The sequence below is a fragment of the Nocardia sp. NPDC003979 genome, from assembly GCF_053605015.1.
The window spans coordinates 57947-81947 of the sequence record NZ_JBSGIJ010000012.1 but is presented as its reverse complement, the minus strand read 5'-3'; the positions used below and the strand labels follow the sequence as shown (position 1 = coordinate 81947).

Here is a 24001-nt window from a genome sequence, read left to right as displayed (position 1 = left end):
GACTCCCTGGTTCAACCGGTCCGGTCGGAACTGGTGTCATCTGCCACCATTGGCCGCACCTGACACCAATTAGGCGCGTGGCGGAGTACTTTGTCAACCATGGATGTGCGCGTACCGGCCCGGACCTGGGGCGGCCGCACCGCTGAAGAGCGCAGGGCGCAGCGCCGCGCCGACCTGATCGCGGCGGCCCTCGAGATCTGGCTCGACAGCGGATGGGCCGCGGTGACGATGCGTGGCGTCTGCCAGCGGACCGCGCTCAACGACCGCTACTTCTACGAGAACTTCACCGACCGCGACGACCTGCTCGCCGTGGTGTGGGACGAGGTGTGCGCGGAGGTCTTCGCCGACCTGGCGACCATCCTGGCCGACAATGCCGACCGCGCCCCCCTGGAAATCCTGCGCGCCGCCATCGCCCGCGCCGTCGAACTGCAGACCGACCTGCGTGGCCGGGCCCGCATCCTGCTCGCCGACCACGCGGGCAGCGCCGTCCTCGAACAACGCCGCAAAGCCATGCTCACCGACGCCACCGACCTCCTGCTCGCCGCCGCCTGGCCACACCTACGCCCCGACGCCGACGAGACAGCCGTCCGTATGAGCACTTTGGCAGGCATCGGCGGATTCATCGAACTACTCACCGCCTGGCGCACCGGTGCCATCGACGTCGACGCCTCCCGCCTCGTCGAACACACCTACGCCATCGCCACTCAACTCGGCGCCATGTTCCTGCCCGCGGACATCATCGGCGGTTGAAAATCCGTTGGCGAACGATGGCGCCCACTGCTACCTTTCACGAATTCCGTGACAATGGACGAGGAGGTGGTACCCGTGAACGCAGTATCGACATGGGTGCTCTCCACTGGAGTCACGGTCGGGCGATAGGTCGTCCGGGAGCGCCGATCATCAGCACTCCCGAAAGGCACGACCGTGCGATTCATTACCGAACAACGCCTCGACGACATCCTCGAACGCGAATTCCTCCTCGGCGACATCCCCGGAATCCTGTGGACGCCGGCGTCCGCCTCCACGCCGACGCCCCTGATCCTGGTAGGCCCTCCTCCTATCGGCCTGCGCAACGCGTACCCGCGCCTGCTCGCCCGGGTCCGGCCCACCGTGGCGGCGGGCTACGCCGCGGCCACCATCGAGCTCCCCGGCAGCGGTGACCGCCCCCGTTCGGCCGCCGCCGATCAGGCCCTCACCGACCTGCGCCGGGCGCTGGCGGCCGGCGGACCCGTCGCCGACGACATCGTCGACCGGCTCATCCTCCCGCTGGTCGACGAGGCTGTCCCGGAGTGGCAAGCCGCCCTGGACGCCCTCCTCGCGCTGCCCGAAATCAGTGGCCCGGTCGGCTACTCGGGCGGAGTCATCTCCATCGGCACCCGACTGGCAGCCGTCGACCCACGCATCACCGCTGCCGTCCTGTTCGCCGGCAGCTTCGTGCCACGCGCCATTCTCGAGGAAGCCCGCAACGTCAAAATTCCGCTGCACGTCCTGCTGCAATGGGACGACGAGGGAAACGACCGCCAAAGGTCCCTCGACCTGTTCGACGCCTTCGGTTCCGAGGAGAAGGCACTGAACGCCAATATGGGCGGGCACACCGGCGTCCCGCCGTACGCCGGGGCGGAGGCAGGCCGATTCTTCACCCGGCACCTGACGTGATGTCGGCTGTCAACGGCATGCGCGGCGTAAAAGTGCTCGAGTAACCCGTCGTGCGGAAGTGTCTCCGCCGATCTTGTGTCGGCGGAGACACGAGCGCGGGCCCGGTGCAGACCGGCATGCCACAGTGGTTGTAACCAAGATCGTCAGGAGTGCCCGTGCCGCTGATATCGGCCGCTGTCTGCCCGCACCCGCCCGCGCTCATACCCGCAGTGGGAGGCGCTACGGCCGCTGAGCTGAATGGGTTACGTGCGGCGAGTATCGAATCGATCCGCCGACTCAGGGTTCCCAAATTCGGCGCGGAAACCGACGGTTGGGCAGTGAGTACATCCGAGGAGTTCCACTCCGATCCGACTCTGCCCGACCTGTTGGTGATCGTCGGATGTGATGACATGACAACCGCATACGAGTCGACCAAGACATTCGGTAGCCTTCGGCGCTACGGCATCGCCTGGGACTGGGATATCGCTTGGTGCCGGGACGACTTGTCGTCGCTCCCCCTCCCGCTGTCCTTGTCGGTCGGCGTGTGGCTCCTCACCGCGCACGGCCCGACCGGAATGTTCAGCAGACGAGTTGACTACCAATCGATTTCGTTCGACGCCTCGGCGGAAGAGTGCGCGGTATTAGGGAAGGGCCTGGCCGCACAGGAGGCCAACGTGGCAATGCTCGTAGTCGGGGAAGCCGCGCCGCTCGAACAGCCGACCACTCACACGGCAATCCGGGCAGCCGAATACAACGGCGCCCTCATAAGGGCCTTCGCCCAAGTAGATACCACCGCCCTCAACCAGCTGGATCCCGTGGAATCGCAGACGCTGAAGGCAACCGGACGAGCAGCGTGGCAAGTTCTGGCCGGCGCCGCCGAAGACCGAGAACTCGAGGGACACCTGCTATCCGACTCCGCTTCCCATGACCGAGGATTCGTCGTAGCCAGCTGGACCAGGGCGGCCGGAACTTAGGAAAGCGCTGCGATTACGGAGCGTGTGGGCGCTCCGGCCTCGCGCACGCCAGGCAGTCTGCCATCCCGGTGGGCTGCACCCCGAGCCTTGATTGAGGCGGGACCGCTGGTTCTCCCAGGCGATAGTCGCGGCGAGTTCGGTCAGCTGCGCTTTCGTCAGATGGGTGAGCAGGCCGCCCGTAATTCGTCGATGTCCACCGCGGGCGTCACCGTCATCGCCTCGGCGAACGCGATCGCCAATTTCTCCAACTCGCTGTAGGCGTCACTTGTGCGATAACGAGGCAGATCGGTGATCTGCCGCTCGCTCAACCCACTCGTATGCGCCAGCGCCGACCCGATATCGAGACAGAACTGACAGGCCACCAGCCCCGCCGTCTTCAGTTCGGCGAGTTCTTTGAGCCGAGGATCGAGCTTGTTGCTGAACAATAAAGCCGTCTTGTACCCCGCGGTCGCCACCCCGATCTGCGGTCGCCGCCCCAGCCACTCCACCAGGTCCCCCGATGCCGGCGAGCCCGCCGAACCACCGGGGCATACCCCCGAATCCGCCCGATCACCCGCATCGTCAACACCCCTTCGTGCCCGCGATTCGCCTACGCACGAAGCTACGCCGCAGACCCACCGATGCCCAGCGTGGTCCCCAGCATCCCCCACCCTCCCCTGAGCGTGGTGCCGACGGGTCGTCTACCGATGAACGAGCAGGGCAGACGCATCGAGACTGACAAGATGCGTACTCAAGGGTGAAAACATCGGCAGCGCAACTGAATTGCTGGGACCATGCGTGCATGCCAGCAAAACCACGCCCTAGTGGCTACCGGAACTACACGGCCGACGGAACTTACTGGACTGTGCGCAAGCAAGGCCGAACCTACTGGGTCGTCCGGATAGACCCTTCTGGCGGTGGCTATGAGCCGGTGGAGTGGTGGGGTGGCTACCACCGGGCAGGCGCGGCTGGAGGTGCTGCTGCCCAGCTTGCTTACAACCAGGGCGTTGCCGAGGTGAAGGAAGTTCTGCGTGGTCGACTGCACGGTGCGTTGGAAGGAATCGGCCTCGGCGCGCCGGTGTCGCCACCGCCAGTAGCTCCGAAAGAGGCACCACCCGCACTGGGAGACGAGGACGTCGAGGACTGATCGTGAGCTGGCTGACGGAGCCGCACCACTTCGATCACAGTCGATGGTGACGAGGCGTACGGCGACTGAATCTCCGAAGAGGACGGCGGCGCGGCCAACCTGCTGCGGGAACGCCGCCCCGGCTGCGATTACTACTGCTCCGGTGGTTGAGGTTCCGTCGAATGTGGTGCCGTTGTTTGGTCGTCGCTCAGCGGGCTGGCGGCCTAAGCGCCTTGGCCCATCTCGGGGTCGATCTGCGCCAGCATCGACGCCAGCCACCCGGCGGAATGGTGCGCGGAGGGCATGGCCCCAACGCCCTGGGTGGCCTCGGCAACGGCGTCGGCCTTACGCCCGAGCAGCGCCAGCACGACGCCGCGCTGAACGCCCCAGAATCCGGCTGTGTACCAGTAGCCGAAGCTCGGCAGCGCAATCCCGTCGGCGGCCTCGGCAGCCTTGTCGGCCAAGGCGAGCGCCTTACCTGCCTGCCGTGATTCCTTACGTAATGCGAGGAGTTCTGCGCGCTGGTACCGGTCGTACACGCCGAGAATCGGGTGTGTCCCGTCCACACCGATTGCGGCGTCGGTAAGTGCGATGGCCCGCGCTGTGTCGCCTTGGTGGCGGGCGGTGTACGCACGAAAGCTGAAGGAATGCGCAAGCTGGGAACGGTCTCCGGCCACCTCCGCCAACTCGGCCGCATCCTCTAAGGCGCGGTTGGAGACGTGCGGGCTGCCGATGGCGTGCTCCAGCCACCCCCGATACCGCGCCACCTCCGATGCCATACACGCCGCCGCGCTGCCACCTACGCGCTCGGCAGCCAGCGCCCGCGCTATCCCGTCCATCCCTCGGATCACCGGCGCAACTAGCTCGGCACCCGCTACATCTTCCAAATGCCTTGTGCGCTCGAGGATTACAGCAACGTCCTCCAGGCTGGAACTTCCAGCGGTGGACGGGTCGGTAACGGTGGCCTGTAGCCGCTCGGGGTCCACGTTCGCAAGCCCCAATGTCGGATCGCCCAGTACGGCACGGTATCCGGCCAGGACAGCCGAGGTCACCGGCTTGCGCCCGGTCTCGACCAACGACAGGTAACCGGTGGTGAAGCAGGTACGCGCGGCCATCGTTCGCAGGCCGATTCCGGCGATTGTGCGCAGCTCGCGCAACAGGCTTCCGGTCACCGCCCCGCCATCGGTAAACATAGGTAAACCGTATGGGGCGGGTGAATTTCTCGGTAGTCCCCGAGAGTAGTTCTCAGCCCCACCGCCGGGCCGATGCCGTGGAATGTCGCGGCGCATCGGGCGCAGTGAGCTGCGCGGACGATGGCGAAAACTCTCCGGCGGTGGGCGCATTCACCCGATGATCCACTCGCTCGACAACGTGGAGGCCTGGCTCACCGCAGCCGAGGAGCGCGACACCGCTCCGCAGTCGCACGAGCCCGCAGGCACGAGGGCGGACGGATGACCACGCTGGGTTTCGCCGTTGCGATCGGCCTGCCGTTGGCCGTGATCATCGGGGTAGTGCTGTGGCCCGAGCGCATCCCGCCGGACCGCACTGTGTCGGCCATCGAGCGACGCCTTGCACGCGGACGCCACGCAGCCGACCCGCCCGCGCTACCGGGGTGGCACGGGGGTGGCACGGCGCGCACTCAACCTGCCCGGAGCAACCGGTGCACCGCGCCTACCTGCGACACCGAAGTGCCCCCACTGGGACTCGAACCCAGACTCGACGGATTTTAAGTTTGGCAAGCTGCATTGTTGCAGGTCACGGCTTCGTTGGTAATTGTCGGCACTGAGAGCTCACCTGCGGAAATGGTGCCTACGAACGTTGGTGCGGTTGGTGGTGTACGGACCAACTGCGGACCTGTTGCGGACTGAATACGATTTCGGCGGTGGCCTAAAACCCCCGCCGATTTCGCATGTCTGCACCAGGAATGGCCCTGTGCTGGGTTGGGTTGCGCACACCGTGGGGCTGGCTCACCGCCTGCCCGATAAGGCCTGCCTTTCACGCGCAGAGGCTCACAGGTCAAGGGTGGCGGTAGCCATCACGTAGTGACGCCGATAGGCGCCCTTGAGGTGTGAGGGGCGCGGGATCACAATGCAGGCCAACCCAGAACAGGGCCACGCGGCCACCGGTCGCGATACCACCGACCTCACCGCGGCTTCTGACCTTGGCCTGAGCCTTCGCGTCCTCCTGGCGCTCGTCGACGTCGGCACGGTGCCTGACCTGCGAGAACGCTGAGCCTTCGCGTCCTCCTGGCGCTCATCGACGTCGGCGTGTTCGTTCAGCAATTCGCCGAGCAGGGAGTTTGTGGCCTGGGGTCGACGTCGTTGGCGACCCGCTACCGGCTTCGTTGACGGCGGCCAGGAGGTGAGAAAGGGGGCCGAAGCCCCCTCCCGGTGGTCAGTGGTACTCGAGCTGCTCGGTCTCGCGGTACGCGTCGAGGCAGGGCTCGCAGGCGAAGTAGGGGCGCCACGGGCCGTGCTCGGGTTCGGGCAGGACGGTGGTGGCGGGGGCGGATTCGCAGGCCCAGCAGATGGGGGCGGTGGTGATGTTCATGATCGGGGTTCCTCTCCGGTCGGGGTGGTCTGACTGAGGGCGTCTCGATCACGGCTGCGGTGGGTGTCAAGGGTTGCGAAGCAATCACGTAGTGACGCCGTAGGCGCCCTTGATGCCCGCCGTAGTCGTGATAGCCCTCGGATCAGTCAGACCGCCACGACCGGAGAGGAAACCTGGTGAGCGTTGCTGCGGAACTGCATGCGTCGCAACGTGAGCCATGACCAACAGGACAGAACGACTGGACATGCCGCGACCCGACCGGACCAAGACAACCGACCGGGGCAGAGTGGCGACCACTCGCCGGGACTGGTGGCAGGTTCGGTGACCCCGTGCACGAGTCCCGGCAGATGGGTCTATGAGGCAAGCGAGCGAAGCTCGTGCGGCAGCACCGTTCGAGTGTCGGTGTGCTGGGGGCCGTCGATCGGGGCTATGCCGGGCCGAATCGGGCTCGTGAATCGTTCAGCAATTCTGACGGGCTGGTTCCTCGTGCTCGTCAACGCTTCCGGGTCGGGGCGGATTGAGCATTCGGGAGCTCCGGCGTCTGCCGTATGCGCGTGCTCGTCGCCGACGCGGTCGACGCGCCCAGGCGGCGCCTTACCAGCCTGGCCGCGCGTCGAAGCGCGGCGGCGGCGCGCACGCGCCGCCGCAGGCGCCTTGACTCTATATAGCGAAATTCAGCAACAACCTCATGAAGTGCGGGCGCTGCACAACTCGGGTGTAGTGAACCAGGCCGATGGACTCCAACGTGATCGGCTGCGGGAATCGCCGTTCGCGCTGAACGGTGGAAGAGGATTGCGGCTACGGGTCGATACGAACGACGGCCACGGTCTTGTCATCGTGGCGTTTCGCCCGGGGCAGGGCTTGGCCGTCGGGATCGGCCTCAGCTTCCCAGGTGTGCACTTCGTGGAGTAGTCGTTCGAGCTCGGCGGTGGACATGCTCGCGACCTGCGGCCACGTGACTCCCAGAGCGGGGATGAGGTCGAACGCGCCGTCGGTGGCCGCGATGATCCACGCGACCTGACCGCGCGGATACCGCACTTGCATCGCATGTTGGGCGGCCCCGGGATCGGCTTCGGCAATCCAGTAGCCGCCCGGGCGGTTGCGCCGTGCACGCTCGGCTACCTGCAAGTCCTGCAACACCTTCCGGTGTCGTCCGCTGTAGCCTTGCCCGTCTGCCAGGAAACGGCGGTAGACGTCCGCCTCTGGCAACCGAAGCCGTGAGAGACGGTCGTCGGTGTGCACGTCAACACCCCCGGCGCGCAGACCGACGATCACCGACGAATCTCCCAAGACCAGGGCATCGATCGCTTCGGGCTCGATGCGGACGAGTGCCACCGTGCTCGACGGGGCAATCCCCGGTTCAATTCCGAGCACGGCGGCCGTCCTCGCTATCGACTGCTCGAGGATGTCGGCCAACGGCGACGGTTCCTCGATCCGTTTGGCGAGGTCCGCTGCAAGGAAGTCGACGTACGCCCCTGCGGACGGCATCTCGGGATCGTGAGCTGTCGCACCGTCGAGAACGATTACGGCGCGGTCGGTGACAGACAAGCAGTCCTCGTCGGAACTGGCCGGGAGTTGCGCGGATTCGACGGTGATGCTCATGCGGCCACCGAGTACGGACCGGCAAGGAGGTGGCTGCCGGTGACGTGGAGGTCTTCGTCGAACTCACACTCGATGATGCAGTCTGTTAGCTGCGCGGCAGGGTCGTAGACCTTGGGCAGGTTGGCGGTCAACCAGTGTGCGACGCCCTCGGAGCCGACTGCGGTGATCCCCGCGATATGGACGATCACACGATTGCCGGTGATCCGGCGCGAGAGGTAGCCGATGTCCTTGCGGGTGCCGTCGGTGCGATACGGGGACAAGTGCCGACTCTCCCCGCGGCTGTCGACAATCGCCCATCCGGCCTCGGTACGGTCGAACGCCAACAGCGGATCACCCTTGAGGAGGTTGCGGGCTACCGGTGCCGATTTCGGGCCACACACGATGATGCAATCGCCTGGCGGAACGTCCTCGGTGTCGGGTCTGATGCCGAATTGCGTTGTTGCCAAGGATAATTCGCCCATCTTGGCGACCAGTTTGTCCCGCGTAGCCTCGTCGTTGCCGTCGATGTAGGGACGTTCGCGCCCGTCTTCGACGCCGATGCGGCGAGGAACACCGATCGCCACCGGCCCGACGCCGAAGAATGCCCGCTCCGCTGGGGGGGCTGAGCTGCGAATTTGACTAATGCGGCCCTTGGTGAGTCCGAGCTTTTCACTGATCTCGGTGTAGCTCAAGCCGTGCTCGCGGTACGCCCGCTCGATCGCGATCTTGCGCAACCGTGCGAGCTCTGCCGACCGCTGCTGATAGACGCCGATGAGTTCGCTGGCACGTAGCCCTTGCCTGATCGGGTCGGGGTCGTTGCGGATCGCGTCGAACTCATCCTCGGTAGCCACAACTGCGAGTTTAGAACCCCTTGACGACAGAAAGCGACCGCCCTAGTCTGAGTTGACACCCCTAAACCGCCCCAGGCAGGAGCGGACACCGAAAGTTTAGGGGCCTCAATTCTGACTCGCATAGGAGATATGACATGGCACTCAAGGACATGTGGATTCCGACCGACTTCGCCGCTGTCTTCCCTCAGGGCTTGATGCTGGTCGGTGATATCGAGCCGGACGAAGAGTTCAGTTCGGACCGCAATGCCCCGAAGCGGCAGAAGATCGACATGGATCGCGAGGGCAACGGTTCGCGTAAGCGGATGTGGAAGGCCACGGTGATGGACCCGGCCGGTGCGGGCAAGGGCGCGAGGAACACCGGTTTGGACATCACGTTCATCTCCGATGTGATCCCGGTGCCGTCGGCGGCCGAGGTGATGCCCGGCTTCCGCCCGATCCAGTTGGAGGGGCTGATGCTCAAGCCGCGTGTGATCGGTAACGGTGAGTTCAAGTCGATCGGGTTCTACATCCGGGCCACGGGCATCGTCGGTGACAACTCGGGCGCGAAGGTCAACGAGCCTGCAGCACGTAAGGCCGCGTGATCGCCATGTCTCGCGTGAGTATGTCGGCCATCCTGCTCGACTCGGTCACTGTCGAGTACCACCCGGCCAGCGTCGATGACACCTTCGGTTTCGTGCACCCGGCCAAGGTCTGGGTGAGGCTGGAAACCAGGGACGCGCATTCGACGGTGTTCCTCGATATCGAGCACGTTCGCCAGCTCGCCGAGGAATTTCCGAAGCTGCTGATGGTTCATGATGCGGCCGAGCACGCGGCCAAGGAGCAGGCTGTGGCTCAGGCTGAGGCGGCCTGAGATGGGTACGGCGGATCAGCAGTCCTCGGGGATGCGGTGGGCGCGCTGGTCCGCCGTCCTAGTTCTGATCGGTATCGGTGGGGCCGCGTTCGTGTTGTCGTTCGCGGCCCTGCAAGACCTCGCGATCATGGGTGGCACGCCACGGGGTTTGGCGTGGTTGTTCCCGGTGATCGTGGACGGCACCATCATCCAAGCCACGATGGCGGTGGTCGCGCTGCCGCCGGAGTCGGCTGAGCGGGCCTGGTTCTCGCGCATCCTCGTCGGTGGGGCGGCGGTGTCGGTGTCGAGCAACTCGATCCACGCCTATCTGACCGGCCACGGTTGGGGCGGTGCCCTACTCGCCGCGATCCCGCCCCTGGCGCTGCTGATCGACACACACGGCCTGGTCCTGCTTCGCCGTGCGGCACAACACGATTCGGCTCCGACCGCCGTGGTCGAGTCGACGTCGGAAACACCTGCCGTCGCGCCTGATCCGGCGCCCTCGGTCGAACCCTCACTTCCTGGCCCGGTCCCCGCGTCGGTGCCGACTTTCCATTCTTCTCCGCGTTCAGCGCCGCCGTTGCTGCCTGTCGCGGTCCCGATCCCTTCAGGAGGTAATTGAGATGCCCGAGATGTCCCCGTTCATCGTGATCCACGATGGCAGTGGCTCGGATGGCCGTAATCCCCGCACCTTCGGCGAGAGCATCGGTGTGGTGTATCTGCCGGTCTTCGGCGTCATGGCAGTCACTGTCGGTAAGGGGTCGGTGCTGCTGGGTCCTTCACACACTGCGGTACTGATCGACAAGCTGACAGCCGCTCTGGATGTCTACGCCTCGACGCTGCGGGTGGTGGCGTGATGCCTGCCCCGTCTGCCCGTCTGGTGGTCGTGTCCGTGGCGCTGCTGGGTTTGCTGTCGACCCCGGTGGTCGTGCCGATGTTGCTGGGCGGTGAGGAGTCCGGCGACGGTCCGAGTGTGGTGTCGTCGGTGAACCCGTTGGTGCCGGGGTGCTCGATGTTCTGCGAGGACGGTCCGGCCTCGATGCCGCTGCCCGGCCCCGAAGTCCCCGGTTGCGTGGCGTTCTGCGATGACGGCCCGGTCTCGTTGCCTCTGAATTCGTCGGGGGTGAAGTGATGGGGTCGACAGTTGTTCCGATCGCGGCCGTGTTGGCTTCGGGGCTGATGTTGTGGTGGCGACACCTCGACAGTCCTGCCCGGTCGGTGGGTGAGGTCGACCCGTTCGCCGGTATCCCGGCCGAATTGCGGACCGCTGCTCTGGTGTTGACCGATGTTCGTCACCTCAAGCTGATGTGGTTGGCCCTCGGGTTGGGTTCGGAGACCGGGTGGCCTCACGTCGTCGGCGGGGTCGATCTGATCCCGTCGGGGGCGGTGTTCGACGTGCAGATGATCGGCGGGCAGAAACTCACCGACTGGACGAATGAGGAAACCCGAGACGCTCTCGCGCACTATCTCGGTGTCGCGAAAGTGCTTGTGCGGCAGTCGGGCCCGTCGTTCGTGCGGGTGGAGCTGCGGACAGTTGACACTCTCGCCGCTGCGGTCGATGTGCCCGGCGTGATGGCCTCGACCGGTGTCGATCTGGAAGCGGTGTTGACCGGGGTTCGTGAGGACGGACAACTGTGGTTGCTGCGGGTGCTGTATGCCCACATCCTGCTGGCCGGTGCGACGGGTTCGGGTAAGGGCTCGGTGTTGTGGTCGATCATCCGAGGTATCGGTCCGGCGATCAAAGCCGGGTTCGTGGATGTGTGGATGGCAGACCCGAAGGGCGGCATGGAATTCGGGCGCGGCTCCCGGATGTGGGTGCGGTTCCAGTGGACCGCTGAGGGCATCCTCGGCCTGCTCGCCGAAGCGGTCGAGGTGATGGGGAACCGGGCTGCGGAACTGCGCTCGGCCGGTATCCGCAAGCACGTCCCGACCACGGACGCACCGCTGATCCTGATCGTGATCGATGAGGCCGCCGCCCTGTCGGCGTATGCCACGCGTGAACAGCGCCAGGAGTTCGAACGCCTCCTAGGGCTGCTGCTCTCGCAGGGGCGTGCGGTCGGGGTGTCGGTCATCGCCGCGTTGCAGGACCCGTCCAAGGAAACGATGCCGTTCCGGCAACTGTTCCCGGTGCGGATCGGGCTGCGCCTGGATGAGCCGTCCCAAACCTCGATGATCCACGGCCACGGCGCCAAGGATCGCGGCGCGTTGTGCCACGAGATCCCTGAGACCACACCGGGTGTGGGCTACGTCGGGGAAGACGGCACCACCGAGTTCGTGCGGGTGCGGGCGTTCTGGGTCTCCGACGAACAGATCGACGCGATTGTCGACGCCTACGCCCCGACACCCACCATCACCACCGCGCCCGACGCTGACGGTGACGACGATTTCGACCCGACCACCTTCGACCCGGACTACATCCCCGGCGAAGACGACAACCCGATGGGGCGTGCGGCATGAAACGCGGACTGGTCACCGAATCCCACGTCGTCATCTACTGCGACACCTGCGGCGATGTCCTCACCGACGCCGATGGGGAATCGATCTGCTTCGACACCACCCACCAGGCCGTGGGATTCCTCGGGGTCAAGGCCTGCGCCTGGTCCTACGACGGGGACCGCATCACCTGCGACGGCTGCGCGGCCACCGAGGAATGCGCCACCAACGGGCACCGCTGGCCCCCGTCCTGGCAATCCGGCATCTGGCCCGCCTCGGGTGTCGAACCGGCCTGCCAAACCTGCGGCATCACCAAATCCGAACTCACACAGGAGAACTGAGCAATGCGGAACTACAACACCGGCCTGGCTGACGTGATCGACTTCGCCGCCCGCGCTCGCTGCCGTGCCGAAGCCCGCGGCCTCGATCCGGCCACCGTCGCGGCCGCCGTGATCGCTGAGACCGGCACCGCCCCGGCCTGGGACGACTACTACAGCCCCGACGGGTGGGACGCGGCATGAGCGACCGGAAGCCGAAACCCGCTGAGCGGCAACCGAATCCGGTCGTCGTCAAGGCGGCTGAGGAAGTGGCTGCGGTGAAGAAGACCGCCCATCAACTCGAGCTGTTCCCCGTGACCGATCTGCACCGAAGGAAGACGTCATGATCCGCACGACCACCTACAACACCCCGACCGGGACCGTGGCCACGACCAGCAACGGTGGTGGGTTCTCCGATGAGGTCATGGATTTGATCGGGCGAGGGATGATCGCCGCTGTCGCGGGGGTGTTCCGGTTGGTGTGGTGGGCGCTGCTGTTCCCGATGCTGTCGGTGCCCCTCGCCCTGGCGGTGGTGGCCGGGTGGTTGTTCGGGTGGCCGTTCGCGGTCGGGGTGGCCGGAGTGACTGTCGCGGGGATGGTGCTGTGGCGACACAGGAGTCCGCAGACCTTCGAGCGCTGGCTGTCCGGTCGCATCCGTTCCCGCTGGTTGTCGTGGTTCCGGTACCGGCGTCACTGGGCCACGGTGATCACCGCGTGCGGGTTGTCTCGCTCCGGTGCCCCGGGTGGGGTGCAGGTCCCGCGACTGGTGAGTGTGCGGATCGGGGAAACGTCGGACACGGTTCGCACGAAGATGCTGCACGGTCACAGCCCCGCCGACTGGGAAAACCGGGTCGTGCACCTGGCCCACGCCTTCGGCACCGGCCACGCCCGAATCCGCTTCGTCGGCCCAGGCCTGCTCGAAATCACCTTCCGCCGATCAGATGCCCTGGCCGAACCGGTCCTCGCCCCGATCCCATCCATCGCCGGATTCAAGACCGTTCCCGGCACCGAAGCCGCATGAGCACACCCACCACGACTGAGGGAGGCCGCACCATGTCCAACACGACCGTTACGGCCTCCCTCGGCTATTCCACGGCGCCGGTCGTCGGTGTGGCACCGAACCGGGAAACCGCTGCCGATCGTCGCGCGATGCCCGACATCACCGATATCGCCGAACACCTGGCCGAGAAGGAAGGTGTGTGCGCTCGGGTGGTGCCCATGCGAGCCTTCGACCCGATCACCTCCCGCACCTCGTACGTGGGTGCGCCGTGCAAATCGACCGTGGCCTCGGTCTGCCCCGCGTGCGCCAAGGCGAACCGGTATCTGCGCATGACCCAGCTCCGCGAAGGGTGGTGCGCCGAACACGAACCCGCCGACCCTGAGCCGGTCGTCACGCAAGCGCAGCAGGACGTATTCGGCGCTCGCGCACTGCTTTTCACCGACTACCACGATGCTCGCCGCGCCGGGGATCACGAACTCGCCGAAGCGATCAAGGCTCTGGTGGCCGACCTCGACACCGAGCTCCGCGAACTCGGCGTGCGTGGCCGACTCCCCGCCCTGGATGAGAAGCCGCGCCGGAAAGCGAAGTCGACTCGTCGCCGGGATGATGTGCCGGACCTGCCGCGTAAGAAGGTGGACAAGAACGTCACGATCGGACAGGCGTACGCGGGTGGCAAGTACCGGCCCTCGACGTTCTTCACGCTCACGTTGCCGTCGTACGGGGCGATCAACCGCGTCTGGGACCCGACAGGCGGCAAGGACAAGCGAGGTGCGTGGGTCTCCGATGGATCCCCGCGCGAACCGGAGACCTACGACTACACCCGCCAAGCCCGCGACACGATCCACCTCGCGAAGCTGTTCGACCGGTGGGTGCAGAACCTTCGCCGCGCGGTCGGCTGGAACGTGCAGTACTGGGCCTCGGTCGAACCTCAGAAACGCGGTGCCCCGCACCTGCACATCGCGATCCGTGGTTCCATCCCGACCAAACTGCTGTACCAGGTGACGGCCGCGACCTACGTCAATGTGTGGTGGCCGCACTTCGATCGCCCCGTCTACACCGACTCCAACATGCCGGTCTGGGACTATTCCGCTGGCACTTTCGTCGACCCCCGCACCCACAAGCCACTCACCTACTGGGACGACGCCCTGGCGGTCATGGACGAGGTAGACGACCTGGAACCGGCGCACACGATGCGGTTCGGTGGGCAGGCCAAGCCGGTGCCGATCCTCGGCGGCTCGGAGGAGATGGACACCAAGGTCCGGTACCTGACCAAGTACCTCACGAAGTCGATCGGCGAAGTCCTCGAACCGGACTCGACCCGCGTCGCCGTGCACTACGACCGATTGCACGCCGAGTTGCAAGACACCCCGTGCTCGCCGCGCTGCGGGGTCTGGTTGCGCTACGGCATCGTCCCCAAGGGCGCCAACGAGAAGACCCAGCCCGGCCGGTGCAAGGGCAACGCGCACCGCCGCGAAACCCTCGGCCTGCCCGGTCGCCGCTGCCTGAACTCGGGCAAGTGGTCGGGCAAAACGATCCCGGATCACAAGGCCGATCGCCTCGACTTCGTCCGCGCCGAACTCGCCCGCGTCGGCATCGTCAAGCCGGACACCTCGCACCTGCGGATCACCCCGGTACGCCCCGGCGACAAGGACGCGCCCCCGCGCTCACATCTGGTGATGAACCTGATCACGCGACGGATCAACGAACGCGCCGAGTACACAACGGCCCGCCTCGCGATAGACGAAGGACCGCCGGGTGATTCACATGAAACCGTTGTTCCGCAGCAACTTTCGTCCGTTCAGCAGTTCACGGCAGCATAGGGAGGAACCCCGAGATGAACACCGAAGACACGTACCTGAGGGCCAAGGATTGCGAAGCTCTGACCGGCATCCCCGAAGCGACCTGGCGGTGGTGGGCGCACGTCGGCAAAGGTCCGGCGAGTTTCAAGCTCGGCGCTCGTCGTCGGGTCTGGCGTAAGTCGGTGATCCTGGCGTGGATCGCTGAACAGGAGAGCATGACCGGAACCCGTGAGGCTGCCTGATGTCTGCCACGCGACGGAATCCGCGAACCGGTATCGAGGATCGTTGGTTCCCCACGGTCGAAGTGGTCGACCCGGTGACGGGCAAGGTGACCAAGAAGAAGGTCAAGTCGGAGGAGCGTCACGGCAAGGGCAAGCGGTGGCGTGCTCGCTATGTGGACCCGAACGGCGTCGAGCGGTCGCGTGCCTTCTCGGTCAAAGCGGACGCGCAAGCCTTCCTCGACGGTGACGTCACGACGAAGGTGGTTACGGGTACGTGGGTCGATCCCGACCGGAGCGGGGTTCTGTTCTCGGTGGTGGCTGAAAAATGGTTCACCACAAAGCAATTGAGAAAACCGAAGACGGTGGCGGGCTATCGCTCGCTGCTCGATACGCTCGTGATTCCTCGTTGGGGATCGGTACCGCTGCATGACATCGAATTCGAGGACGTACAGGCGTGGGTTGTCGAGCTGTCGGTGTCCGGCGGGCATCGGTTCAAGGGGCAGGGCTTGTCGGCGTCGCGGGTGATCCAGGCGTATCAGGTGCTCGACCAGGTGCTCCGCTTCGCTATCCGGTCCAAGCGTCTGGCGGTCAACCCGGCGGCTGAGGTCGACCTCCCGAGCAAGTCGCCAGCAGAACGGCAGTACCTCACTCACCGCCAGGTGCTCGAACTGTCGGTGGCATCGGGACGCTTCCGGACGCTCGTGCTGACGCTGGCCTACACCGGGATTCGGTTCGGTGAGGCTGCCGCGCTGCGGGTGTGTGACATCGACTTTCAGCGTCGACGGATCACGATTTCCCGTTCAGCAACTGCGGTCACTGGCCTCGGCATCGTGGAAGGCGACACCAAGAATCACACACGCCGATCGGTGCCGTTCCCTGAGTACCTGGCCGACTACCTCGCGAACCAGGTCGACGGCATGGAGCCGACCGACTACGTGTTTCCCTCGCGTGAGGGTGAGGTGCTCGGGCTGGGGGAGTTCCGGTGGGTATTCGATCCTGCCGCGACTGCGGTCAAGCTGCCCGGTCTGGTGCCTCACAGCCTGCGCCATACGGCTGCCTCGCTGGCGATCAGTGCGGGAGGCAACATCAAGGTCGTGCAGCGGATGTTGGGGCACAAGACGGCGACGCTGACGCTGGATCTCTACGGCCACTTGTTCGATGAAGATCTCGACCCGGTGGCGGCAGCGATGGACAAGGGTGCGCGAGCTGCTGCGGACTCACTGCGGACTGAGCAGGCGAGTTGACCGTGAAAACTGCCACGACAGGGCGCCTACCTGCGGCACCGAAGTGCCCCCACTGGGACTCGAACCCAGACTCGACGGATTTTAAGTCCGCTGCCTCTGCCAATTGGGCTATAGGGGCGTCCGCCGACAGCCTAGCGACTCGTACGGGTGTACCGGAATTTTGGCGGTAGACCCGGTCGGATCGGCGTGTCGCGGGGGAGCGCGCCGATCCGGGCCGGGGAGCTATCGTCGCTGGTCAGTCTTTGGCCAACGCCTCCTTCTTGCCGAGCAGGGAGTGGTGCCGGCTGTAGGCGAAGTAGATCACGAAGCCGAGCACCATCCAGACCAGGAAGCGCAGCCAGGTTTCCACCGACAGGTTCACCATCAGCCACAGGCAGGCCGCGACGGCGAGGATCGGGATGAGGGGGACGAGCGGGACGCGGAAGCCGCGGGGCAGGTCGGGGCGGGTGCGGCGCAGGATGAGGACGCCGACCGACACCAGCACGAAGGCGAACAGGGTGCCGATGTTGACCATTTCCTCGAGGGTGCCGAATTCGACGAAACCGGCGAGCACACAGCAGACGATGCCGACGATGACGGTCAGGCGCACGGGGGTGCCGCGCTTGCCGGTGTGGGCCAGCCAGCGGGGCAGCAGGCCGTCGCGGGCCATGGCGAACAGCACGCGGGTCTGGCCGAGGAACAGCACCATCACCACGGTGGTGAGGCCGGCCAGGGCGCCGATGGAGATGACGGTCTTGGCCCAGTCGACCCCGTGGATGGCGAATGCCGTTGCCAGCGTGGCGTTCTCACCCGCGAGCTCGGTGTAGGGCACCATGCCGGTGAGCACGAGGGTGACGGCCACATAGAGCACGGTCACGATGAGCAGCGAACCGAGGATGCCGCGCGGCACCGCCTTCTGCGGGTTCTTGGTCTCCTCGGCGGCGGTGGCGACGACGTCGAAACCGATGAACGCGAAGAACACCAGGCTGGCCGCGGCGAGCAGGCCGTACCAGCCGAAGCTGCTGTCACCGGCGCCGGTGACGAACGAGAACAGCGACTGGTGCAGGCCGCTCGCGCCGTCGTCGGCGGGCTGTGACGGCGGGATGTAGGGGCTCAGGTTCGAGGCCTTGAAGTAGGTGATGCCGAGGACGAGCACCAGGGCGATCACACCGAGCTTGATGGCCACCGCGATCGCCGACACCCGCGAGGACACCTTGGTGCCCACCGCGAGCAGCACGCCGAGCACGATCAGCAGCGTCACCGCGCCCCAGTCGAAGGTGATCGACCCCAATTTCACTGTGGCCGACTCGAATCCGAAGACGGTGCCGAGGTATTGCGACCAACCCTTGGCCACCACCGAGGCGGCGAGCGCGAATTCCAGGATCAGGTCCCAGCCGATGATCCAGGCGACCAGCTCGCCGAAGGTGGCATAGGAGTAGGTGTAGGCGCTGCCCGCCACCGGAACGGTCGAGGCGAACTCGGCGTAGCAGACCGCGGTGAGACCGCAGGCGATGGCGGCGAACACGAACGCCAGCGACACCGACGGCCCGGCGACATTGCCCGCGGTGCGGGCGGTGAGGGTGAAGATGCCCGCGCCGACGACGACGGCGACACCGAAGATCGTGAGATCCCAGGCCGTCAGGTCTTTGCGGAGCTTGGAGTCGGGTTCATCGGTGTCGAGGATCGACTGCTCGACCGATTTGGTGCGGAACATGCCGCCCCATCGGCTCGGTGTTTCTGCCGGTGTCGGCACGTTGTTCTCCTTCTGCATGCGAACGTTGTGAGAAGAGTTACCCCGGCGGGTCAGTGCACACCCTGCATGTGCCGTTTGATCCACGGTGCGCAGGCCGCGACGACGAGTCCGGCCGCGATGGCGGCCGTACCGCTGACGCCGAAGTACACGCCTTCGCTGTCGGGGCTGTAGTAGCGGGCCAGCGTGCCCGCCATCGACGTGCCGATGCCGACCGAGAAGAAGTACAGCGCCATCATCTGGGAGCGGAACGCGGCGGGCGCGAGGTGCGTTGTCACCGCGAGGCCGATCGGGGACAGCAGCAGTTCCGAGACCGCGAAACCGCCGAGGATGGCGAACACGGCGAGCACCGGAACGGTTTTGCCCTCGAAGCCAGACAGCAGCGCGAACAACCAGAACGCGATACCCATGCCGATGACACCGAGCGCGAACTTGATCGGTGTGCTCGGCGCCCGGTTGCCGAGTTTGGTCCACAGCAGCGCGAACAGCGGCGAGAGCGCGATGATCCACACCGGTTCCACCGAGCCGATCCAGCTGGCGGGTGCCTCCCAGCCGAAGATGCGCCAGTCGACGCGCTCGTCGGAGTACACCGCGAGCATGGTGAACATCTGCTGGAACAGCGACCAGAACACCGCGTTGGCCAGGAACAGCGGGATGAACGCCACCACCCGGGTGCGTTCGACCGGCTCCACCTTCGCGCTCGTGAGCATCACCGTGAAATAGGCGATGGACGCGACGACGATGACGCCGGTGGTGACATCGGAGAGATTGTCGAGGGTGATCCACCCGGCCCAGATCGCCAGGCCCGCTACCACGGCGGCGACGGCCACGCCGGTCAGCACCGGCCGCAGTTCGGCGCGGGTCACCGGGTTGGGGACCTCACGCCCGTGCGTGCCGAGGTTGCGCCGGAAGACCACGTACTGGGTCAGGCCGAGCGCCATGCCGACCGCGGCCGCGCCGAAGCCGACGTGGAATCCCCATTCGCGCTGCAGCAGACCCGTGAGCAGTGGACCGGTGAAGGCACCGATATTGATGCCGAGATAGAAGAGGGTGAAGCCGCCGTCCACGCGCGCGTCCGAGGGCGCGTAGAGGGTGCCGAGCAGCGAGGAGGCGTTGGCCTTCAACGCGCCGCTGCCGAGTGCCACGAGCACCAAACCCACACCGACACCGGCTAATCCGGGCAACACGGCCAGCGCGAGATGGCCCGCCATCACCACGACACCGCCGTAGAACACGGTGCGTTCCATGCCCAGCACCCGGTCGGCAATCCACCCGCCGAGGACCGTGGAGAGGTATACCAATCCGCCGTAGGCGCCGACGATGCCGAGCGCCGTGCTCTGCGCGATCCCGAGTCCGCCGTCCGCGGCGGTGTAGTACAGGTAGTAGCCGAGGATCGTCAGCATGCCGTAGAAGGAGAAACGCTCCCACAGCTCGACGCCGAACAGATTCGTCAGCCCGATCGGATGCCCGAACAGGGTGCGTTCGAGCGCCGGATCGGCGGGCCCTGGCTGGTCGCCGAGCCGGGTGTGTTGCGTGGACATAAGGGAACGATCCCACGTCGAAACGATGTACAGCAATTTTCCCGCATCTGTCATCCTTCGGCGTGCCGCGGGGCGGGGCCCGCGTCGCCGCGCCGACCGGGCGGGCGGGAATTACGCTGGTCTCGTGCTGACTGCCGAGGTGACCGTGCCGGTGGCGTGCGAGGTCGCGTTCGCGACGCTGTCCGACGGCTGGCTCTACGCCAGCTGGGTAGTCGGTGCCTCGCACATCCGCGAAGTCGACCCCGAGTGGCCCGCCGTCGGCAGCCGTATCCACTACCGCTTCGGGCTGTGGCCGGTGCTGATCGGTGACACCACCGAGGTGCGCACGGTCGAACCGCCGCACCGGCTGGAATTGGAGGCGCGGCTGTGGTCGATCGGGTCGGCCTGGATCCGGATCACCCTCGCCGAGGCCGAGCCGGGGCGCACGACGATCCGGATGACCGAACGTGCCGCGCGCGGGCCGGCCAGCCTGATCCCGGGACTCGCCCAGGATGTGGCCTTCGCCGCGCGCAATCAGGAATCTCTGGAACGGTTGGCAGCCCTGATCCGCGCGCGAGCCAGATAGCTCGCGCGCGGATTCCGGCTAGCTGGGTTGCGGGAGTTCGCAGTCGTCGACCTTCGGGTTGACGCCCATGTAGTTGAGCGGGCCCGCGATCATGGTGACCGCGATGGTGCCCAACGAAGCGCAGTTCTGGTCGCGCTCGGTGTAGTAGCCGCGTTGACCTGCGGCAAGGACACCGATCAGTAACCAGACCAGCACAACGATCGAAACGATGCGCGGCGTATTCGTCATGATGTGTCCTTTCCGATGGCAGGCCCAGCTCAGTAGTAGTGCCTGCGACCGGCGACCGGACGCCCGATGCTGCCCGCGATGAGTAGCGCGAGGCCGATGACGAGCACGATCACACCAACGGTGTTGAGAATCGGGATGCCGAAGACGAGGCCGGCGATGAGAAGAATTGCACCGAGAAGAATCATGTGAAGCTCACCTGTTCGGGTAACGATCAGACGCACCGGGTGGCGCGTCTCGTGGGGCGTATGCCCGGTTCGGTGAAGAGGAAACAGCTTCGATTGCGCCGGAACGGATTCGCGGCCCGATCGGTGCCGTTCCGAGTGCGGCGCGTCACCTTTTCGAGATGACGCGCCACGCGAATCAGCCTGCGGAGCCCGGCATTACGGCCGAGCCCGAGGGCGGGGGCGGGGTGGGGGCGCTCGAGCCGAAGTCGGCGTCGACCGAACCGGTCGGCAGACCGATGTCGACCGAGCCCGCGCTGCCGGTCGGCGGGCCGATCACCACCGAGCCGGACGGGAGCAGATCCCAATCGGCGCTGCCGACGGCGTTGGCGGTGCCGCCCGCGGTGAGCAAGGCGGTGGCGGCCAGCGCGGTCAGAACGCCCGCGCGGGTGAGGGTGGGGGACAGGGACACGGTGATACCTCCGAGCACTTCACTGTGATGGCGCCCATACGGTATCTGAAATACGAGTGTTTCAGGAGCTTCTTCCGACTTCCATCTGCACGCGGTACCGATCGGAGCGGTACCAACTGTGGGTGTGCTCGATCGGCACGTCGGCGCTGAACGACACCCGGTCGAAATGCAGAACGGGGGCGCCCTTGCGGACGCCGAGCAGTGCGGCGATCCCCGTGTCGGCGGCTTGGGCGTCGACCGTCTGCTCGGCGCGTTCGATCGGCCTGCCGTAGCGGTCGGCGGCGAGGCGATACAGCGAGCCGGTGAGGTCGTGGGCGATGAGGTCGGGAACGAGTTCGGGGTTGAACCACGCGTCGTCGACGCTCACCGCGTCGTCGTCGGCCAGGCGCAAGCGGCGCACGTGATAGGCGCGCGCGCCCTGTGGCAGCCGCAGTGCGCGGGCCGTCGGCTCGGGCGCGGTGGCCTCCTCGGCGACCAGCACCAGGGTGCTCGGCTGATGGCCGAGGGCACGCATCTCCTCGGTGAAGGAGGCCAGATGCAACCGCGACTGCACCGGCCGGTGGGCGACGAACGTGCCCTTACCGCGCACCCGGACCAGGTAGCCTTCGTTCACCAGCTGACCGACCGCCTCGCGCACGGTGATCCGGCTGACGCCGTAGTCCTGCATCAGGTTTCGCTCGCTGGTGAGCAGATCGCCGGGTTGGAGTTCGCGCGTGCATTTCTGCAGCAGGATCGCGCGCAACTGTTCATGCTTGGGCACTGCGCTGTCTCGCAGCGGTGCTGGCATGGGGCTGGCTCCTCTCGACGAACCGGTCCCTACTGGTCCTGTCCGGTCGTTGTCGAGGATACGCCAGCCGTCAGCGGATGCCGGGGGTGCGCGGGTCGGGGCCGATACAGCCGAGCACCACGCAGCCGGGTGGGGTGTCGGCGAACGGGGCTTTCGGTGTCTCGCCGAGACATTCGACGAAACCGCAGCCCGGATAGGCGTAGGGGCCGAGGCCGAAGGTGCCGAACACCGGGTCGGGCCGGGCGATCATCGGATCGGTGACGCTCACGTCCGGCTTCTCCCGATACGGTCCCGGATCCGGTACCGCCACATCGCGGAACGACGAGACCAGCTTGCGCATCACGTCATGGGTGTAGGTCGTCGAGATCCCGGGGGTGGCGACGCCGGTCCAGTTCAGCACCAGCCCGAGGCTGGGCACGATGTAGCTGTCGTTGCGCAGCATTCCGGACATCTTCACGGCATCGTCGGGCAGGCCGGGGAATTCGAGGCGGCAGGGCGCGCCGTTGACGACGAACAGGAAGCCGTAACAGGGCATGGCCCGCGACGGCGACAGCGCCTCGCGCAGATAGGCGTCCGAGATCACCTGCTGCTCGTTCCATCGGCCCCGGTTGCCCACGAGCAGACCGAGTTTCGCGAAGTCGTCCGGTGGGAGCAGCAGATGCGCGTGGCCGTAGGTGTTTCCGGCGCGATCGCGGGCCCAGTAGTAATCGGTGCGTTCGATGCCCAACGGGTCGAACAACTTTCGCTGGGCGAAGTCCTGGAAGTCCTCGCCGACTGCCTGCGCGATGACGTAGACGAGCAGGTCGACCGCGCGCTGGCTGTAGCGGAACAGGGTGCCCTGCGGGCGTTCGATCGGCATCGCGAGCGCCTGCGCGACGACATTCGGGTCCAGCTGGGCCAGCCCCGTCGCGCCCTCGGCGGCGATGGCCACCTCCATCCCGGAGGATTCGGTGAGCAGGTTGCGCACGGTGATCGCGCGGTGCCCTTCGTCGCCGAGCCCCTCGGGCAGGTAGCGGCCGATGGGCGCGTCGACGTCGAGGCGGCCCTCGTCGACCGCCGCGCCCGCGACCAGCGCGACGACACTCTTGGTCCCGCTCCACAGATTCCACGGCACCCCACCGGATTCGGCGTTGCGTGGGCTGGCCGCCACCAGGCAGTTGTTGCGGTAGAGCTGGATGTTGAAGCGGGTGGGGTCGACGGCCAAGCGCATGGCCCCGGCGACCCGATCGGGGTCGAGGGCGACGTCGGCGGGAGAGGCCGCCTGCGGTGTGCGTCCGGAGCTGACCTCGCAGCGCCGCGCGATCGGCGGGTCGGCCGCCGCGACGGGCAGCAGCGCCGCCGAGGTCAGCGACAATGCGGTAACCGCAATCGCCGCACCATATTTCAGGAACCCGCGCACGCAACCCCTCCGATGACTTGTCTCGGAGTGGCAATCGCGAACGGTGATGTTCCTGTTACGTGCCTAGCGGCCGTAGGGCTTGCAGACCTCGATCGCCGCGTCCTTGGACGCGTTGAACTGATCGATCACACCGTTGAGTTCGTCGGTGGGCGCACGGCGCTCGAGGGTGTCGGCGAGCAGGTTGGTCTTGTCACGGTAGGTGCGCAGCGGGTCGGCCAGCTCGGCGATGACATCCGTGGTGACCTTGCGATCGACGTCCTTGGCATTGTTGCGCAGCACCGGAACCGCCTCGTTGGCCTTGGTGTCGGTGTCGGGGGCCCGGTTGTTGCTCGCCTCGATATAGGCGTTGAACGAGGCGACCGAGCTCTTGTTGGCCGCGCGCAGTCCGTCGCAGGCCGAGTCGTTGGCCGCCTTCACCTTCGCGGTCGAGGAGGCCGCGACTTCGGAGGTGTAGGAGGCGAGATCGGTGAGGTTGGCCTCGGCGGTACCGGGTACCTGATTGGTGCAGGCGGCCAGCGTGAGCGCACCCGCTACGACAACCAGCGCGGTGCCGAGCCCCATTCGTTCCCGTACCAGCATC

The 24001-nt window shown here is 66.3% G+C and carries 30 protein-coding genes, 1 tRNA gene and 1 pseudogene; 18 read left to right on the top strand and 14 right to left on the bottom strand.

The genetic code is table 11. From position 1 onward, the window contains the following. The first annotated feature begins 99 nt into the window (after nt 1-99). From ACWEVR_RS23630 to ACWEVR_RS23620, 3 genes are all read left to right on the top strand, one after another. Nucleotides 100-750 carry a TetR/AcrR family transcriptional regulator gene (locus ACWEVR_RS23630; protein WP_452468756.1) on the top strand — a complete coding sequence of 217 codons (651 nt, stop codon included), beginning with the start codon at nt 100-102 and terminating at the stop codon, nt 748-750. Between the two features lie 174 nt (nt 751-924). Further along, nucleotides 925-1656 (top strand): alpha/beta hydrolase, encoded by a 732-nt coding sequence (locus tag ACWEVR_RS23625; RefSeq protein ID WP_452468755.1) that lies wholly within the window; start codon nt 925-927, stop codon nt 1654-1656. A gap of 317 nt (nt 1657-1973) precedes the next feature. Continuing rightward, a complete protein-coding gene (locus ACWEVR_RS23620) occupies nt 1974-2609 on the top strand; it encodes a hypothetical protein (protein ID WP_452468754.1) in 636 nt (211 codons plus the stop codon). A gap of 13 nt (nt 2610-2622) precedes the next feature. Here the strand turns inward: ACWEVR_RS23620 and ACWEVR_RS23615 are convergent. Then, a pseudogene (locus ACWEVR_RS23615) lies at nt 2623-3168 on the bottom strand (carboxymuconolactone decarboxylase family protein). Between the two features lie 770 nt (nt 3169-3938). Then, nucleotides 3939-4907, bottom strand: coding sequence for an XRE family transcriptional regulator (locus ACWEVR_RS23610; RefSeq protein ID WP_452468753.1), 969 nt, complete (start codon nt 4905-4907; stop codon nt 3939-3941). An 82-nt stretch (nt 4908-4989) separates the two neighbouring features. Between ACWEVR_RS23610 and ACWEVR_RS23605 the strand changes: the two genes are divergently transcribed. Beyond that, nucleotides 4990-5169, top strand: a complete 180-nt coding sequence (locus tag ACWEVR_RS23605) for a hypothetical protein (protein WP_452468752.1) — start codon at nt 4990-4992, stop codon at nt 5167-5169. A gap of 939 nt (nt 5170-6108) precedes the next feature. Here the strand turns inward: ACWEVR_RS23605 and ACWEVR_RS23600 are convergent. The 3 genes from ACWEVR_RS23600 to ACWEVR_RS23590 form a co-directional block, all read right to left on the bottom strand. Then, the gene (locus tag ACWEVR_RS23600; protein ID WP_452468751.1) at nt 6109-6264 is read right to left on the bottom strand and encodes a hypothetical protein; all 156 of its coding nucleotides are present in this window, start codon (nt 6262-6264) and stop codon (nt 6109-6111) included. A gap of 798 nt (nt 6265-7062) precedes the next feature. After that, on the bottom strand, nt 7063-7866 hold the full coding sequence (locus tag ACWEVR_RS23595) for a hypothetical protein (protein ID WP_452468750.1): 804 nt from the start codon (nt 7864-7866) through the stop codon (nt 7063-7065). Continuing rightward, nucleotides 7863-8696 (bottom strand): sigma factor-like helix-turn-helix DNA-binding protein, encoded by an 834-nt coding sequence (locus tag ACWEVR_RS23590; RefSeq protein ID WP_452468749.1) that lies wholly within the window; start codon nt 8694-8696, stop codon nt 7863-7865. Before ACWEVR_RS23590 ends, ACWEVR_RS23595 begins: the two co-directional genes overlap by 4 nt. A 134-nt stretch (nt 8697-8830) precedes the next feature. Between ACWEVR_RS23590 and ACWEVR_RS23585 the strand changes: the two genes are divergently transcribed. From ACWEVR_RS23585 to ACWEVR_RS23525, 13 genes are read left to right on the top strand one after another with little or no spacing between them, the layout of a single operon-like run. After that, complete coding sequence (locus ACWEVR_RS23585; RefSeq protein WP_452468748.1) at nt 8831-9277, top strand: hypothetical protein; 447 nt, start codon at nt 8831-8833, stop codon at nt 9275-9277. A 5-nt stretch (nt 9278-9282) separates the two neighbouring features. Then, nucleotides 9283-9546, top strand: coding sequence for a hypothetical protein (locus ACWEVR_RS23580; protein WP_452468747.1), 264 nt, complete (start codon nt 9283-9285; stop codon nt 9544-9546). A gap of 1 nt (nt 9547) precedes the next feature. Continuing rightward, the gene (locus tag ACWEVR_RS23575; RefSeq protein WP_452468746.1) at nt 9548-10147 is read left to right on the top strand and encodes a DUF2637 domain-containing protein; all 600 of its coding nucleotides are present in this window, start codon (nt 9548-9550) and stop codon (nt 10145-10147) included. 1 nt (nt 10148) lies between these two features. Next, nucleotides 10149-10382, top strand: coding sequence for a hypothetical protein (locus tag ACWEVR_RS23570; RefSeq protein WP_452468745.1), 234 nt, complete (start codon nt 10149-10151; stop codon nt 10380-10382). Then, nucleotides 10382-10657 carry a hypothetical protein gene (locus ACWEVR_RS23565; protein ID WP_452468744.1) on the top strand — a complete coding sequence of 92 codons (276 nt, stop codon included), beginning with the start codon at nt 10382-10384 and terminating at the stop codon, nt 10655-10657. Before ACWEVR_RS23570 ends, ACWEVR_RS23565 begins: the two co-directional genes overlap by 1 nt. After that, nucleotides 10657-11982: a type IV secretory system conjugative DNA transfer family protein gene (locus ACWEVR_RS23560; RefSeq protein WP_452468743.1), complete on the top strand. Its 1326-nt coding sequence runs from the start codon at nt 10657-10659 to the stop codon at nt 11980-11982. Before ACWEVR_RS23565 ends, ACWEVR_RS23560 begins: the two co-directional genes overlap by 1 nt. Next, on the top strand, nt 11979-12299 hold the full coding sequence (locus ACWEVR_RS23555) for a hypothetical protein (protein WP_452468742.1): 321 nt from the start codon (nt 11979-11981) through the stop codon (nt 12297-12299). Before ACWEVR_RS23560 ends, ACWEVR_RS23555 begins: the two co-directional genes overlap by 4 nt. A 3-nt stretch (nt 12300-12302) precedes the next feature. After that, nucleotides 12303-12479, top strand: a complete 177-nt coding sequence (locus ACWEVR_RS23550; protein ID WP_452468741.1) for a hypothetical protein — start codon at nt 12303-12305, stop codon at nt 12477-12479. Continuing rightward, nucleotides 12476-12622 (top strand): hypothetical protein, encoded by a 147-nt coding sequence (locus tag ACWEVR_RS23545; RefSeq protein WP_452468740.1) that lies wholly within the window; start codon nt 12476-12478, stop codon nt 12620-12622. The genes ACWEVR_RS23550 and ACWEVR_RS23545 overlap by 4 nt, the downstream gene beginning before the upstream one ends. Next, nucleotides 12619-13296 (top strand): hypothetical protein, encoded by a 678-nt coding sequence (locus tag ACWEVR_RS23540; protein ID WP_452468739.1) that lies wholly within the window; start codon nt 12619-12621, stop codon nt 13294-13296. The genes ACWEVR_RS23545 and ACWEVR_RS23540 overlap by 4 nt, the downstream gene beginning before the upstream one ends. A 32-nt stretch (nt 13297-13328) precedes the next feature. Continuing rightward, the gene (locus tag ACWEVR_RS23535; RefSeq protein ID WP_452468738.1) at nt 13329-15095 is read left to right on the top strand and encodes a replication initiator; all 1767 of its coding nucleotides are present in this window, start codon (nt 13329-13331) and stop codon (nt 15093-15095) included. Nucleotides 15096-15109: 14 nt separating this feature from the next. Beyond that, nucleotides 15110-15316, top strand: a complete 207-nt coding sequence (locus ACWEVR_RS23530; protein WP_452468737.1) for a helix-turn-helix transcriptional regulator — start codon at nt 15110-15112, stop codon at nt 15314-15316. Continuing rightward, nucleotides 15316-16539 (top strand): tyrosine-type recombinase/integrase, encoded by a 1224-nt coding sequence (locus ACWEVR_RS23525; RefSeq protein ID WP_452468736.1) that lies wholly within the window; start codon nt 15316-15318, stop codon nt 16537-16539. Before ACWEVR_RS23530 ends, ACWEVR_RS23525 begins: the two co-directional genes overlap by 1 nt. 44 nt (nt 16540-16583) lie before the next feature. Here ACWEVR_RS23525 and ACWEVR_RS23520 read toward each other — a convergent pair. The 3 genes from ACWEVR_RS23520 to ACWEVR_RS23510 all read right to left on the bottom strand — a co-directional run bounded on the left by ACWEVR_RS23520 (nt 16584) and on the right by ACWEVR_RS23510 (nt 19809). Beyond that, nucleotides 16584-16657, bottom strand: a tRNA-Leu gene (locus ACWEVR_RS23520). A gap of 117 nt (nt 16658-16774) precedes the next feature. Continuing rightward, nucleotides 16775-18232, bottom strand: a complete 1458-nt coding sequence (locus tag ACWEVR_RS23515; protein ID WP_452468820.1) for an amino acid permease — start codon at nt 18230-18232, stop codon at nt 16775-16777. Between the two features lie 89 nt (nt 18233-18321). Beyond that, a complete protein-coding gene (locus ACWEVR_RS23510) occupies nt 18322-19809 on the bottom strand; it encodes a peptide MFS transporter (RefSeq protein ID WP_452468735.1) in 1488 nt (495 codons plus the stop codon). A gap of 124 nt (nt 19810-19933) precedes the next feature. On the opposite strand from ACWEVR_RS23510, the gene ACWEVR_RS23505 reads away from it, so the two are divergent. Then, the gene (locus ACWEVR_RS23505) at nt 19934-20374 is read left to right on the top strand and encodes an SRPBCC family protein (protein ID WP_452468734.1); all 441 of its coding nucleotides are present in this window, start codon (nt 19934-19936) and stop codon (nt 20372-20374) included. Between the two features lie 18 nt (nt 20375-20392). Here the strand turns inward: ACWEVR_RS23505 and ACWEVR_RS23500 are convergent, their stop codons facing one another. The 6 genes from ACWEVR_RS23500 to ACWEVR_RS23475 form a co-directional block, all read right to left on the bottom strand. Then, nucleotides 20393-20602 carry a hypothetical protein gene (locus ACWEVR_RS23500; RefSeq protein ID WP_067485590.1) on the bottom strand — a complete coding sequence of 70 codons (210 nt, stop codon included), beginning with the start codon at nt 20600-20602 and terminating at the stop codon, nt 20393-20395. 29 nt (nt 20603-20631) lie between these two features. After that, a complete protein-coding gene (locus tag ACWEVR_RS23495) occupies nt 20632-20787 on the bottom strand; it encodes a DUF6131 family protein (RefSeq protein WP_166655728.1) in 156 nt (51 codons plus the stop codon). A gap of 175 nt (nt 20788-20962) precedes the next feature. Beyond that, a complete protein-coding gene (locus tag ACWEVR_RS23490; protein ID WP_133733844.1) occupies nt 20963-21235 on the bottom strand; it encodes a hypothetical protein in 273 nt (90 codons plus the stop codon). A 61-nt stretch (nt 21236-21296) separates the two neighbouring features. After that, a complete protein-coding gene (locus ACWEVR_RS23485) occupies nt 21297-22022 on the bottom strand; it encodes a GntR family transcriptional regulator (protein ID WP_067485594.1) in 726 nt (241 codons plus the stop codon). A gap of 70 nt (nt 22023-22092) precedes the next feature. After that, complete coding sequence (locus ACWEVR_RS23480; protein WP_452468733.1) at nt 22093-23421, bottom strand: serine hydrolase domain-containing protein; 1329 nt, start codon at nt 23419-23421, stop codon at nt 22093-22095. Between the two features lie 63 nt (nt 23422-23484). Continuing rightward, a complete protein-coding gene (locus ACWEVR_RS23475) occupies nt 23485-24000 on the bottom strand; it encodes a hypothetical protein (RefSeq protein WP_067485963.1) in 516 nt (171 codons plus the stop codon). Nucleotide 24001: the final 1 nt, after the last annotated feature.

Coding starts and splice junctions, on each gene's coding strand:
- ACWEVR_RS23525 (WP_452468736.1), top strand. CDS start 15,316: ATGTCTGCCACGCGACGGAATCCGCGAACCGGTATCGAGGATCGTTGG.
- ACWEVR_RS23550 (WP_452468741.1), top strand. CDS start 12,303: ATGCGGAACTACAACACCGGCCTGGCTGACGTGATCGACTTCGCCGCC.
- ACWEVR_RS23535 (WP_452468738.1), top strand. CDS start 13,329: ATGTCCAACACGACCGTTACGGCCTCCCTCGGCTATTCCACGGCGCCG.
- ACWEVR_RS23540 (WP_452468739.1), top strand. CDS start 12,619: ATGATCCGCACGACCACCTACAACACCCCGACCGGGACCGTGGCCACG.
- ACWEVR_RS23605 (WP_452468752.1), top strand. CDS start 4,990: ATGTCGCGGCGCATCGGGCGCAGTGAGCTGCGCGGACGATGGCGAAAA.
- ACWEVR_RS23495 (WP_166655728.1), bottom strand. CDS start 20,787: ATGATTCTTCTCGGTGCAATTCTTCTCATCGCCGGCCTCGTCTTCGGC.
- ACWEVR_RS23580 (WP_452468747.1), top strand. CDS start 9,283: ATGTCTCGCGTGAGTATGTCGGCCATCCTGCTCGACTCGGTCACTGTC.
- ACWEVR_RS23560 (WP_452468743.1), top strand. CDS start 10,657: ATGGGGTCGACAGTTGTTCCGATCGCGGCCGTGTTGGCTTCGGGGCTG.
- ACWEVR_RS23600 (WP_452468751.1), bottom strand. CDS start 6,264: ATGAACATCACCACCGCCCCCATCTGCTGGGCCTGCGAATCCGCCCCC.
- ACWEVR_RS23565 (WP_452468744.1), top strand. CDS start 10,382: ATGCCTGCCCCGTCTGCCCGTCTGGTGGTCGTGTCCGTGGCGCTGCTG.
- ACWEVR_RS23500 (WP_067485590.1), bottom strand. CDS start 20,602: ATGACGAATACGCCGCGCATCGTTTCGATCGTTGTGCTGGTCTGGTTA.
- ACWEVR_RS23630 (WP_452468756.1), top strand. CDS start 100: ATGGATGTGCGCGTACCGGCCCGGACCTGGGGCGGCCGCACCGCTGAA.
- ACWEVR_RS23555 (WP_452468742.1), top strand. CDS start 11,979: ATGAAACGCGGACTGGTCACCGAATCCCACGTCGTCATCTACTGCGAC.
- ACWEVR_RS23485 (WP_067485594.1), bottom strand. CDS start 22,022: ATGCCAGCACCGCTGCGAGACAGCGCAGTGCCCAAGCATGAACAGTTG.
- ACWEVR_RS23530 (WP_452468737.1), top strand. CDS start 15,110: ATGAACACCGAAGACACGTACCTGAGGGCCAAGGATTGCGAAGCTCTG.
- ACWEVR_RS23545 (WP_452468740.1), top strand. CDS start 12,476: ATGAGCGACCGGAAGCCGAAACCCGCTGAGCGGCAACCGAATCCGGTC.
- ACWEVR_RS23515 (WP_452468820.1), bottom strand. CDS start 18,232: ATGTTCCGCACCAAATCGGTCGAGCAGTCGATCCTCGACACCGATGAA.
- ACWEVR_RS23575 (WP_452468746.1), top strand. CDS start 9,548: ATGGGTACGGCGGATCAGCAGTCCTCGGGGATGCGGTGGGCGCGCTGG.
- ACWEVR_RS23610 (WP_452468753.1), bottom strand. CDS start 4,907: ATGTTTACCGATGGCGGGGCGGTGACCGGAAGCCTGTTGCGCGAGCTG.
- ACWEVR_RS23585 (WP_452468748.1), top strand. CDS start 8,831: ATGGCACTCAAGGACATGTGGATTCCGACCGACTTCGCCGCTGTCTTC.
- ACWEVR_RS23510 (WP_452468735.1), bottom strand. CDS start 19,809: ATGTCCACGCAACACACCCGGCTCGGCGACCAGCCAGGGCCCGCCGAT.
- ACWEVR_RS23595 (WP_452468750.1), bottom strand. CDS start 7,866: ATGAGCATCACCGTCGAATCCGCGCAACTCCCGGCCAGTTCCGACGAG.
- ACWEVR_RS23475 (WP_067485963.1), bottom strand. CDS start 24,000: ATGCTGGTACGGGAACGAATGGGGCTCGGCACCGCGCTGGTTGTCGTA.
- ACWEVR_RS23570 (WP_452468745.1), top strand. CDS start 10,149: ATGCCCGAGATGTCCCCGTTCATCGTGATCCACGATGGCAGTGGCTCG.